Source organism: Paenibacillus solanacearum (assembly GCF_910593845.1).
GTDB lineage: Bacteria > Bacillota > Bacilli > Paenibacillales > NBRC-103111 > Paenibacillus_G > Paenibacillus_G solanacearum.
Genome location: NZ_CAJVAS010000005.1, coordinates 25,162 through 37,624 on the forward strand (window position 1 = coordinate 25,162; position 12,463 = coordinate 37,624).

At 45.5% G+C, this 12,463-nt stretch carries 9 protein-coding genes and 1 pseudogene; 2 read left to right on the top strand and 8 right to left on the bottom strand.

Annotation, left to right across the window (positions count from 1 at the left end; genetic code table 11):
- Positions 1–90: 90 nt before the first annotated feature.
- Positions 91–2,895: a PA14 domain-containing protein gene (locus KXG62_RS07835; protein ID WP_218091393.1), complete on the top strand. Its 2,805-nt coding sequence runs from the start codon at positions 91–93 to the stop codon at positions 2,893–2,895.
- Between the two features lie 149 nt (positions 2,896–3,044).
- Entirely contained in the window at positions 3,045–4,550 is a 1,506-nt protein-coding gene (locus KXG62_RS07840; RefSeq protein WP_218091394.1) for an IS1182 family transposase, read from the top strand.
- A gap of 310 nt (positions 4,551–4,860) precedes the next feature.
- Here KXG62_RS07840 and KXG62_RS07845 read toward each other — a convergent pair whose 3' ends face one another.
- From KXG62_RS07845 to KXG62_RS07880, 8 genes and pseudogenes are all read right to left on the bottom strand, one after another.
- Positions 4,861–6,132 carry an IS110 family RNA-guided transposase gene (locus tag KXG62_RS07845; RefSeq protein WP_218091395.1) on the bottom strand — a complete coding sequence of 424 codons (1,272 nt, stop codon included), beginning with the start codon at positions 6,130–6,132 and terminating at the stop codon, positions 4,861–4,863.
- 374 nt (positions 6,133–6,506) lie between these two features.
- Positions 6,507–7,412, bottom strand: a complete 906-nt coding sequence (locus KXG62_RS07850; RefSeq protein ID WP_218091396.1) for a glycosyltransferase family 2 protein — start codon at positions 7,410–7,412, stop codon at positions 6,507–6,509.
- A gap of 34 nt (positions 7,413–7,446) precedes the next feature.
- Positions 7,447–8,428 (bottom strand): annotated as a pseudogene (rfbB, locus tag KXG62_RS07855) (dTDP-glucose 4,6-dehydratase); the annotation flags it as partial.
- Positions 8,429–9,283, bottom strand: coding sequence for a dTDP-4-dehydrorhamnose reductase (gene rfbD, locus KXG62_RS07860; RefSeq protein ID WP_218091397.1), 855 nt, complete (start codon positions 9,281–9,283; stop codon positions 8,429–8,431).
- 3 nt (positions 9,284–9,286) lie between these two features.
- The gene (rfbC, locus tag KXG62_RS07865; RefSeq protein ID WP_218091398.1) at positions 9,287–9,847 is read right to left on the bottom strand and encodes a dTDP-4-dehydrorhamnose 3,5-epimerase; all 561 of its coding nucleotides are present in this window, start codon (positions 9,845–9,847) and stop codon (positions 9,287–9,289) included.
- A 14-nt stretch (positions 9,848–9,861) separates the two neighbouring features.
- Positions 9,862–10,740 (bottom strand): glucose-1-phosphate thymidylyltransferase RfbA, encoded by an 879-nt coding sequence (gene rfbA, locus KXG62_RS07870; RefSeq protein ID WP_218091399.1) that lies wholly within the window; start codon positions 10,738–10,740, stop codon positions 9,862–9,864.
- Positions 10,741–10,988: 248 nt separating this feature from the next.
- Complete coding sequence (locus tag KXG62_RS07875) at positions 10,989–11,216, bottom strand: helix-turn-helix domain-containing protein (protein WP_218091400.1); 228 nt, start codon at positions 11,214–11,216, stop codon at positions 10,989–10,991.
- An 83-nt stretch (positions 11,217–11,299) separates the two neighbouring features.
- Positions 11,300–12,457 (bottom strand): glycosyltransferase, encoded by a 1,158-nt coding sequence (locus tag KXG62_RS07880; protein WP_218091401.1) that lies wholly within the window; start codon positions 12,455–12,457, stop codon positions 11,300–11,302.
- Positions 12,458–12,463 lie beyond the last annotated feature (6 nt).

The window sequence follows — 12,463 nt, forward strand, 5'->3', positions numbered from 1 at the left end:
TCACAACACATCTTTACTTTAGAATACAAAGTGTATCATGTCAATATGCAAGCTGCTCTGACTTCAAAATATTTAGCAGGAGGTTACAAAATGAAACGTTTTACACCATTACTCTTGACCATTGTTTTGATGTTAGGCACCTGCTTACCTGGCGTCGGGATACTTTACAATCACCCAACTCCGCTAGCGCAGGCCGCGGTCTTGGAACGGCCTTATGTAGATTGGAAGCAGCAGGAAGTGCCGTTTGGCACCCGATCGTTCTACAGCGCCCCTTGGCGTTCCTATATGGATACATGGGATTCGGGACGCTTTCTCGAAACGTTAGGCATTAATTTTAATGTGGCCCCCCAAGAGGCGGAGGCAACCGCCAAGGTGCTCGCGGAGGCAGGAATCCGTTCCGCAAGGGTCGAAATCGGCTGGGGGCATCTTTCTTTCGAAGATGATTCGCAATTTGTTGCTCAACAGAAACAAAATTTTAACAGAATGCTTACCGCGCTGCGCGACAACAATATTCGTCCGCTGATTCTGCTAAACGCTAACTCCGGTAGCCCCGTCCCAAATAAACAATTTGAAGTTACGCTTAGCAAAAGTGCCAAAGCTGGCGATACAGTTATATATCTCCAGTCAACCGCCGGAATTCGCCCCAAATACACAGGATTGATGGGTATGGCCTATCAAACGATGTATCCCGTGATCACTCAAGTGGATTCCGTAACGGGCCGCTCTGAACTTTCCGTTCCATTGCCAAAGGATTTGCCACAAGGGAAACTCAGGTTGATTGAACTGAAATATCAACCTATATCCGGTACTCAATTTACCGATGGTTCGATGAACCCAGCCGCCGAAGAAACCTTAAATGGGTGGAACAACTATGTGAAAACCGTTACCGACTTTGTTAAAGACGTACTTGGTACAAACAATGCCTCCGATGCCGGTTTCGATTTGGAAGTGTGGAATGAACTTACATTCGGAAGCCATTTTTTGAACATTAACAACTATTACAACCCGCCGCTATCCTTCTCAAAACCGCTTAGCTATACGAGCAACGGCGGAACGGTAACCGATTATGAAGTCCTGCTGCTCGCTACTGCAGATTATGTAGCGCGTTCGGAGAATAAGCTGCCCGGTGTCCATGTAATCAGCGGCTTTTCGAACCAGAGGCCTTGGGAGAACGGCAGTTCCATATTGCCGGGGCAGGCAGGTTTTAGCCGTCACTACTATACGAGCAATTCCGTCGTTAATGAAACGACATTCCCTAATAAACCAACCTTCGGAGCTACAGGCACTCTTGACAAAGAATTCTACGTTCCCGATCATGATATTTATTTTCCGGAACGCTGGTTTTACGCCTATCAAACCGAATTTGTCGTTCGCGATCTTCAGCCATTTCCCGGTCCCTGGAGCATACACCATCGGTATTCCAATCCAGGGAATGGCAAACCATCCGAAGTATGGATGACGGAAACTAATTTATTCCGACTCCCCTTCGCACAAAATTTGATGACTGCAACAAACGTGGATATGAAGAACGAGAACCTAATCAATGTTATGCATCGAATGGGAATGAAATCCATGATGCGAATTTACACCTTTTATAGCCATAAAGGGATTAAAGCAGCAGAAATTTTTGCAGCGAAGGATGGAGATCTGACTTTTGGCGTACTTCCAAGCGCCTTTTTCGAGGAACTTCGGAAAAATAATTATAATTTGACGCCTTCCGTTCGGGAAAAAGCAGGTCCCAGCCTCAAAGCTCTTTCGAATGTTGTCCAATTGATGAAAACCGGGAAATCCATTGAGCTTACACGTCCGTTAAAGGTAGAAAGCCTAAATGAGCCTGAGCCGCGACTCGTCTTTAAAGGCGATGGCACGCCCGAACACCCCGATGTTTATCAACGTGACGATTTCACCTTACTTCCTTATCAGTTGGATTCCAATAAGTTTGCCGTTGGATATTACGTCATCACCAGGGACATGACGAAAACCTGGGATAGCACGAAAGATATTCTGGATCCGGCCAGATACGACATGCCTCCGGAACAATTTGAAATGACCTTGTCTAATATTAGAGGAAAGAATGTGAAGGTATATGCATACGATCCGTTAACCAATATGAACATTAACGTGCCACTTGTAAGAACCACGCCTACAACGATTACAGTGACGTTGGAAACAATGGACTATCCTAGATTCTTAATGATCGAAGAAGAAGGAACAGGCCCGCTTATTACGAGACCGCAATTAGTAAAGTCATCCGGTAAGGCCATATTTTCGTTTATTCCTAACTTATCGGGTAAAGTCTCGATCAGTTGGGGCCCGTATCCCATACGATCAACTGGAACATTTAAGGAAGAAAGCTTTCCTCTTAATCAGTTTGACAAACCCCCGATTTCTTCACGGGAAGTACAATTAATTAATATTACTAAAGAATCAGGTGAAATGGCTAATAGCAAGGGTTCGTGGAGATGGACGGGGACTATTGTGCCTAAATATACGGAGAATTACACGTTCTTAATCGATTCAGATAGTTGTAGGCTTGGACTCTATATTGATGGAAAAAACATCATTCAATCGTGCAGTATTATACCGGCTAGTGGTTCTATTCAGCTAGAAGCCGGAAAGCCGTATGAACTAGATTTAAGATACTCCAATGACTATGCTTTTCCGCATAATGTTTCCCTTTACTGGGCCAGTGCAAGCCAAACGCGAGAAATTGTCGCTCCCGACAACAAAGGCAAAAATCAATTGGTCGCAAATGTTACGGGAAATCTCGCCGGCGTTCTCAACTTGCCCAATTTGAAAAGCGGTGAAGGCGTCAAAATGGAATATGAAAGCGAAGGAATTATCATACGATTCCCCCAATGGAATTACGATACCCGAGGAGTACTCTGGCCGTAATCTACTTTCAATAAAATACCGCTTGCTCTTCGAGGATGCCACTGAAAAAATCCATTCATACGAAAAGGGTACAGTCCTTCAAGAAAGTTGAAGAGGCTGTACCTTTTTTGGCGTATAATGGAGTCATCACGAAAAGCGGGTGAGAGCGGATGATTCGGCAACAACAAACCTTGGTTCTAAGTCCTTACGCGGCACTGTATGACATCGTCGTGCCGAAGGATAACATGCTCCGTCAAATCAACGAACTGGTGGACTTCACCTTCATATATGAGGAACTGGAAGCAAAATATTGTTTGGACAATGGACGTAATGCCATTGACCCCATTCGCATGTTTAAATATCTCCTGCTGAAAGCCATCTTTGAACTTTCAGATGTAGACATTGTCGAGCGCTCTAAGTATGACCTGTCGTTCAAATACTTCCTTGGCATGGCACCGGAAGACCCGGTAATCGATGCGAGCTCCCTGACGAAATTCCGCAAACTGCGGTTGAAAGACATCAACCTGTTGGACATGCTCATCGGGAAGACAGTAGCCCTCGCCATTGAGAAGGAAATCCTGAAGAGCAACTCTGTTATTGTGGATGCTACGCATTCGAAAGCGCGATATAACCAGAAGTCGCCGCGGGAAATTCTGCAAGATCGTGCACGGAAGCTGCGGAAGGCCGTTTACTCCATGGATGAGTCGGTTAAAGTTCGCATGCCCGTTAAAAACACGAGCGATGAGCTGCAGGAAGAAATCGCGTACTGCCAAAGACTCATTACCTTCATCGAGACGGAGTCGGGAATTGCACAAGTACCGAAGATTTCGGAACCGTTGAACCTGTTAAAGGAGACGTTCGAGGATGATTTGGAACAGCTTCGTCTGGCAGCCGACCCCGATGTACGCGTGGGACACAAGAGTGCGGACTCCGCTTTCTTTGGCTACAAGACACATTTGGCCATGACCGAAGAACGAATCATTACGGCAGCTGTGATTACAACAGGCGAGAAGAATGATGGTAAGCAACTGGAGACGCTAGTCGAAAAAAGCAAAGCGGCAGGCATGCAGGTCAAAACTGTAATTGGCGATACCGCATATTCCGAGAAGGATAACATTTCGTACGCGAAAAAGAACGAGATCGAACTTGTATCCAAGCTTAATCCCAACATCACACAGGGCACCCGACAGAAAGAAGACGAGTTCCTTTTCAACAAAGGTGCAGGTATGTACGTATGCAAAGCGGGTCATATGGCATTCCGAAAGGCACGCCAAGGCAAGAAAGATCGCGGCAAAAACCAGAGAGATACCTATTATTTTGACGTTGAAACATGCAAGCATTGTCCGCTGAATGAAGGCTGCTACAAAGAAGGGGCCAAGAGCAAGACCTACTCCGTGACCATTGCATCTGATGAACATTCCGAACAAATGACATTCCAAGAAACGGAGTATTTCAAAACAAAGGCCAAGGAACGCTACAAAATTGAAGCAAAGAACAGCGAACTCAAACATGGACACGGGTACGAAGTCGCCACATCCTCGGGTCTGCTTGGCATGCAATTGCAAGGAGCAATGGCCATATTTGCAGTGAATCTCAAGCGAATATTGAAACTCCCTCAGTACAATGTAGTTTTCTCACGCATGCTCGCTTATTCGCAGGATCTCACCCATGGATAAATCGTTTTCTGGACATGAGAGACTTGGACCGGCGTATTCGGCAACCGAAAGGCATGCGGGAACAGAAGGGGCGAGATTTCGCTCCTTTTTTGTTGTGCTGCTGCACGCTGCTCCACGTACCGCCGGAGGCTTTCACTCCCATTGCTCAACGGGTCAATGCCCTTTCATTCCTCCGTTACGCCTATCCCGTGGGTGGAGGCCGGTTATCCTAACGGTACGGGTCTGGGCCCTTTTGTTCAACGCAATGCGGTACTCCGTGCAATCTTGAGATCCTGCGAATAAGCCAGTTTTCGTGCTGATCGAGAAGCGGTTAAGCTGTTTGCTTCATTGGAAGGGTTCGATTCGGTTCGTAGCCTTCACCGCTTTGTGCCATGGTAACCAGGAGGCGAGCCAGCTTGCCGCAAAGCTTCATCACGGAGCGCATCGGCTTCATGCTTTTCGTCTTTACATTCAATTCGTGCTGTCGTTTAAATGCTTCATCATTCAAGATGAGGGCCATGGTTGCCATAAACAGGACATGCCGAAGTCTGGGTCGGCCCCGTTTGCTGATCGACATCTGGCCTTTCCACTTGCCTGAGCTCGCTTCAGCCAGATTGAGGCCGGCATGCCGCAGCAAAGCATTACCATGTGCATAGCCGCTGAGATCGCCAGCTTCACCTAGTATGCCGGCGACCGACAGAGTGCTCATGCCTTTCATCGCCAGCAGGGGCCTAGCCAGCGGGATCCGAGCCAGTGCAGCCGCCACTTCATTCTCGATGACTTGCAACTGCTCCATAGCCAGATCATATTCGGCAAGCAGCTGTTGCAGATGAAGTTTGTAGGCTTTTTCAGCATGCTTGGCACCGACTGAACACCTTGCCAGTGCCAGCAGTTCGGAAGCTCTCCGTTCACCGCTGTGCCGTTTCATGACCGTTTTCCAGCCGTCGATGACCTGGCGGACGGTGAGCTTTTGAAGATCGGCAGGCGTAGGAAAGAGGCGTAGTGTGGCTAGCGATCCGGAGCCAATGAGGTGCTTGTATACCTGCCGCAGCTCCGGGAACACAATGTCGATCCAGCGGTGAATCTGGTTCTTGACGCTGACGAGACGATGGACAATGGTCTCCCGGTTTGCCATAAACACACGCAGTTCCATGAACATTTCACTGGTTTCTTTGATGAAGGTGTAGTAGCCGTTTTTGACCATGTCGGCGATAACAAAGGCATCTTTGATGTCGCTTTTGGAGGGCGTATTGTCGAGGTTTTCCTTGTTCTTTTTGACAAGATGAGGATTTACCAACACGACCTCGAGGTTCCGATCTTTGAGCCAGGCAGCGAGGCTGAGCCAGTAGTGGCCGGTTGGTTCCATGCCGATGATGGTGTCGTTAAGTTGGTGCGTCTCCTGCAGATCTTTCATCCACTGCAGCAGTTGAGTGAAGCCGGCATCGTCGTTAGAGAAGTGAAAGGGAGTCCCAAGCAGGATCCCACGGAAGTTAACTGCGCGAGCGACATGGGACTGCTGGGCAATGTCGATGCCGACGACAAGGTGCTGGGTTGAAATGTGTTCGAGTAGTTGATTTTGTTTGGTTTGAGCTTTAAACTTCAAGATAGAGCGACCTCCTTAAGATGGCTAAAGGGCTATGACCCGTGACTAACACCATCGTACCGGAGTCGCTCGTTTTTGTGCAAAGCGCAAAATTAACGCTCTACAGGAATCCTAACGGATTGAAATTTAAGGGTGACTTCCACGTGAATAAGACCTAAAAAAGAAGACATCTCCCTCAAAAAAATGGGGTAGATGTCTTCTTTGATTTTGATCTTACCACCGAAGAAAAAAACAGCCAATCCTATTCCTTTTCGATGGAAATACAGCATGGAATCCGCAGTCAAGTAACACCTACATCTTTATTCGTATTTTTGAATCGATCTACTAGTTTCCATTTTGCAAACGTCCCTTCGGGAACTTTATTAGTATAATTTTCAGCTTATAAAAGACTTCACCAATGTTTTCCATGCATAGATTAAAGACGGGGACGTTTGAATAGCTTTCCAAAGCTTTTTTTGCGCTCCGGCTTTATCCCCGTGTTTCAACATTTCTCTCCCCCAAAGTACCCGCCAGTTCGCTAGTTCTTGCTTCATCAGCTTCTTTTCTTTGTAAGGAACATTCGGATCTAGACACATTCTCTTAAGAACACCCTCTGTCTGTTCAAGAACTTTGCCTAGCTTTGCTTTGCTATTTTGCCCCGGATGCTCCATCATCAGAAAATCTTTGTCGGGAAGGTAGACACCCTTAGTATGCTTTATTAAAGATAATTGGATGTTTAAACTAAAATCAAGAACAAGATCATCATTTTTTACAGCATCCCAACAATTCTTTACCAAGGAAGTTCTATAGACCGAGGCTCCGACGAACCACATTCTGGAGATTGCCGCTCGTAGAAGGCCGTACGAATCCATAACGATCTTTTCCATTTCCTTCTGGTTTGCACCTAACGGATTTCCTTCCCGATCTATTCTTTCGTAGTTCGAAAAAGTCACGACGATGGAAGGATCACTGGCCATTATTTCAACACGATGTGACAAAAAATCGGGACGTAACTGGTCGTCATCCATAAGAAAACTAAACAGCTCTCCCCTGGCTAAATTCAGTCCTTTCCCCCAATTTCCTACCATGCCAAGCCTTGTTTCATTTCTAAAATATTTGATTCGGGGGTCGTTGTATCGTTGTATGACCTCGGTTGTATCATCGTCGCTTTGATCATCCACAATAACAAGCTCAAAATTGCCATAAGTTTGCGAAAGAACACTATTGATCGCATTCACAAGCCCCCAAGAACGGTTGTATGTCGGTATGATCACACTGGTTAGAAGTCCCTTTTGACCCATAAAATTCCCCCTCCTTATCGACTACACTAGAATAACCATTCAATATATGTTCCCACCATTCTCGATGATCGAGATACCATTCAATTGTTTGCGCAATTCCCGTCTCGAATGTATAAGCTGCCTTCCACCCTAATTTATCGATTTTGGAAGGATCAATCGCGTACCGCTTGTCATGCCCTGGACGATCTGCGATAAATTGTATTGCATCTTCGGATCTTCCTAATTGATGAACAATCGTTTTTACCACATCCAGATTAGTTCTTTCATTATGCCCTCCAATGTTATAGACCTCGCCATTTGCCCCTTCATGAAGCACTAAATCGATAGCTGAACAATGATCACTTACATGTAGCCAATCACGAATATTTTGACCGTCGCCATATACAGGCACCTTACGGCCGGATAATATACTTGTAATGGTCAGTGGAATCAGCTTCTCTGGAAAATGATTATGGGCCGTAATTATTCGAGCAGCGGGTAATGTTCACTGGCAAACCGAATGTTTCATGATACGCACGAACTAATAAGTCCGATGCCGCTTTACTCGCGCTATACGGACTATTCGGACGCAATGGAGTTTCTTCCGTAAAAAATGTGGTCGGGTCGAAAGTAAGTTCCCCGTATACTTCGTCCGTTGAAACATGGACAAATTTCGCAACACGATACTTCTTTGCTGCCTCTAACAGAATCTGCGTTCCCATTACATTCGTACGAACAAAAATGCCCGGGTCCAATATTGAACGGTCCACATGACTTTCTGCAGCAAAATGTACGATAAATTCAAACCTTTCTTTGTCGAAAATGGATAGGATAGTCTCTCGTTCTGTAATGTCTGCTTTTATAAAACGATAATTCCCCATCCTCTCTATATTGCGATGTTTGCTTAATTCACCCGCATAGGTCAGCGAATCTAAATTGCATATTTCATACTCAGGGTGGCGCTGTACCATGTATTGAACGAAGTTGCCTCCGATAAACCCCGCTCCGCCAGTAACGAGAATTTTTGCCCGTGTCATCTATTTCACCTCTTGGGATAATTCACTGATAAATTGTTTCAAAGCATCCTGCCAACGTGGTAGCAGCTTAAATCCGTTGTCAACCAGCAATTGCTTTGACAAACGGGAATTTTTGGGACGTGCGGCCCTAGTTGGGTATTGTTCCGTTGAAATTGCATTTACTTTCACTGTTTTGTTGGACAGCCTATAGATTTCGGAGGCGAATTCTGCCCAGCTGCAGTACCCTTCGTTAGTGACGTGATATAGCCCAAACTTATCTCCTTGGATCATATCAATTAACAATCTGGCCAAATCACATGTATATGTTGGGGAGCCGAACTGATCTCCGACCACATTGATTTCATCATGACTTTCAGACAGCCTAAGCATGTTCTTAACAAAATTGTTTCCATTCATGCCGAATACCCACGAGATTCTTACAATAAAATAATTAGTCAGTAGAGACTCTACAACTTTCTCTCCTTCATACTTTGTTAACCCGTAATAGTTAATAGGAGTGGGCATATCTGATTCTTTGTACGGCGTTTCGCTTTTTCCATCAAAAACATAATCCGTACTCATATACATAAATTTTGCACGTACATTCTTGGCCGCTAATGCCAGATACTTTGTACCTTCCACATTGACATTCCAGCAAGTTCGTCGGTCCTCTTCGGCCCTGTCGACCGCCGTATAAGCGCCACAATGAATGATCGCATCCGGACGCATCCTATTAACAAAGCTGTAAACCTCTTGTTCATTAATAATGTCCAAGTCTTTGGAACCAATTCCGTTCATGTCGAATCCGCGTATTAATCCTTCACGAACTACATCAAATCCGAGTTGCCCGGTGTATCCGGTCACTAAAATTTTCATTAGTTAATCTCCATATATGAAGTTATTTTCAGCATCCGCTAATCGCGGCGCTTTCCTATCTTTCTCAGAAAGAATAGGCGGGACTTCTAATGGCCAATCAATTCCAATGGTACGATCGTTCCAAATAATACCACGGTCTAGATCTGGAGAATATATCTCATCGACCTTATACTGTACCTCCGTATTATCTGCCAAGGTAATAAACCCATGTGCAAAGCCCGACGGAATGAGCAATTGCTTCTTGTTATCTGCACTCAATTCAATTCCAACCCAGCGGCCGAAGCTCGGACTCCCTTGCCGAATATCTACTGCAACATCGAAGATGACACCTCGCGTACATCGAACGAGCTTCGTTTGCGGCTTTGGATGCAACTGATAATGCACACCTCGCAAAGTTCCTCTTATAGCCGAAAAAGACTGGTTATCCTGAACAAAATTAAATCCGATTCCGGCTTCTTTATACTTCTTATCACTGTAAGTTTCCATAAACCAACCACGCTTGTCTCCATATACATCCGGTTCAATAATCTTTACACCCTGTAAAAAGGTTTCGATGACATTCATAACCACACCTCATGCTAATATTTAATATCCCCGTTTGCCACCCTCAGCAGATATTGGCCATATCCGGTTTTCGACGACCGTTTTCCCGATTCTATTAATTGTTCCTTTCTGATCCATCCATTAATATAAGCGACTTCTTCCGGAGCAGCTATTTTGATTCCTTGATGTTCTTCGACAGTACGTACAAAATTCGTGGCATCTACCAAACTTTGGTGAGTTCCTGTGTCCAGCCATGTGTATCCGCGACCTAGAAGCTCCACTTCGAGCTCACCCATCAACAAATATTGTTCGTTAACGCAGGTGATCTCTAATTCACCTCGTTTAGATGGCTTGATATTTTTCGCGATCTCTACAACTCTGTTATCATAAAAGTATAAGCCTGTCACCGCGTAATTTGATTTAGGACGAACAGGCTTTTCCTCAATACTTATAACCTTGCCAGTCGCATTGAACTCTACAACGCCGAATCGTTCCGGATCCGGGACATGATAACCAAATACGGTAGCCCCCCATTCCTTTTGCGCAGCACGTTGAAGGATTCTTCTCATTCCATTCCCATAATAAATATTGTCACCTAATATCATTGCAACCGATTGCTTTTCGATAAATTCTTCTCCGATAAGAAAGGCTTGGGCTAAGCCTTCTGGCTTTGATTGAATTTTATATTGGAGTGAAACCCCAAACTGAGAACCATCTCCCAATAAGGCCTCAAAACGCGGTGTATCATCCGGTGTAGATATAACTAATATGTCTCTTATTCCCGCAAGCATTAATGTAGATAAGGGATAATATATCATTGGTTTATCATAAACAGGCAGTAGCTGTTTACTTGTAACCATAGTTAATGGATAAAGGCGGGTCCCACTTCCACCTGCTAAAATTATTCCTTTCAACCTTGTCCACCCTCCTCTTTATAGAGCCAATACTTTAACTTAATAGACCACATCCCCCTCGGTCCCCCCCTTCGGCAACATGGCTCAATATTTATAGTTTATCGGATGCCACATACCACACCTTCTCAATGATTTGTAATTCCGAAATCACGTATCTAGCAAACTCATTATACCACTAATGATACAGTTTGTATCAGCGTATTCGAAATAAAACAGGGTCACGTAAATGTCTTGTGCCCTGTCGGCCTTCATGCTTTTCCTTGAATCTGAGACCCATCTTCATTTCCTTCAATAACATATTCTACACTGACAGAGAAGTATTTGGCCAGCTTCATGAGGGTATCATAATCCGGTTGTCTGCGATCATTCTCATAATGAGAAAGGGCTGCTCGTGTTACTCCAATTATTCGGGCCAGTTCGCCCTGCGTAATTCTCCGTTGCTCCCGCAGCTCGGAAATTCGCTTCCCCAATTTCATTGGTATGAATTCCGTCCTTTCCTACACAAGTCCAAACTCCGTCAAGAGGATAGCCTTGTATGATAAGTAAATTTGGTCGCATTTCAATTGGCATCTCTCTTCGCATGGTTTGATTTTTTAAAATCGACGATCTCCTGTTCGAAGGTCTTGGCCATCATCTGCTTGCTATAACTGCTTTGCACGCTTTTTAACCCAATTTCCGCTTTATGCCTGCGCTCGGTTACATCGGCCGCAAGGCGGAGTAAGGCTGCTGCTAAATCCTCGGTATCGCCTTCCCGGCATATCCAGCCTCCCCCAGTTTGACGGATCAGTTTGGGAATCTCACCGCTATCGCTGCCTAGTACGGGAACTCCGCACGCCATCGACTCGATAATGACCCTGCCGAACTGTTCTTTCCAGTTTGGCTTTGTCAGCGAGGGCAGCACCAGGATATCCAGCGTGTTCATCCATTGATGAACCTCATTATGTTTTATTTGATCGGCGATCCAAACATGCTCTGGAAACTGCGCCTGCGTCTTGCGCACCTCTTCCATCAAATCACCGTTGCCAACGAAGACAAACTTCATTCGAGCATCATCAAGCATTTTAACCGCTTCCAACAAGTGCCGAACCCCCTTCTCCTCCACGAAACGACCCACATAACCGACCACGAAATGGTCTTCCGCTCCAATGAGCTTCCGGATTGTAGCTCTTTCAATTGCCGAAGGTTGGAACTGCCTTGTATCCACTCCAAGTGGGAACGGAAAAAGAGCTCCCTGGTACCGCTTTTGTCTCAAGACACTGCCTACTTCGCTGCTAACTACAGCAGCTGCATCGGTACGGGATAATACATACCGTTCCATCCAACGAAATGGCGGGGGATACTGTTTATTAATATTTTGTGCTGAGTAGATCATCCGCATCATCGGTAAATTTCGGGAGGCATAGAACGCCTGCCAAGCGCTTAAAGCGTAAGGCTCTTCCTCCACAAAGAGCACATCGGGACGAAATTTGACAATCAGCGGTCGCATATCGGATTGATAATAATGGAGCGGAATACTTTCCGGAAATCCTACTTTTCGTGTCTCGATCCCCCCTTGAAACCCGGCCCACCGATTGACCTGAATAGCCCCATTAGAGTAACCTGTACGAAAATTTGCCGGCAAAATGAGCTGTACTTGATGCCCTAAAGCTTCGAGCTCTGCATAAAACTGCTGATTCACATCCGTTACGCACGGATGACTAACCGCCAATATTCTCATACGATC

Bases quoted from the DNA above. Each gene is read 5' to 3' on its own strand.
- KXG62_RS07835 (WP_218091393.1), top strand. From the start codon at position 91: ATGAAACGTTTTACACCATTACTCTTGACCATTGTTTTGATGTTAGGC.
- KXG62_RS07840 (WP_218091394.1), top strand. From the start codon at position 3,045: ATGATTCGGCAACAACAAACCTTGGTTCTAAGTCCTTACGCGGCACTG.
- KXG62_RS07850 (WP_218091396.1), bottom strand. From the start codon at position 7,412: ATGGGTCAAAAGGGACTTCTAACCAGTGTGATCATACCGACATACAAC.
- rfbD (WP_218091397.1), bottom strand. From the start codon at position 9,283: ATGAAAATTTTAGTGACCGGATACACCGGGCAACTCGGATTTGATGTA.
- rfbC (WP_218091398.1), bottom strand. From the start codon at position 9,847: ATGAATGTCATCGAAACCTTTTTACAGGGTGTAAAGATTATTGAACCG.
- KXG62_RS07875 (WP_218091400.1), bottom strand. From the start codon at position 11,216: ATGAAATTGGGGAAGCGAATTTCCGAGCTGCGGGAGCAACGGAGAATT.
- KXG62_RS07880 (WP_218091401.1), bottom strand. From the start codon at position 12,457: ATGAGAATATTGGCGGTTAGTCATCCGTGCGTAACGGATGTGAATCAG.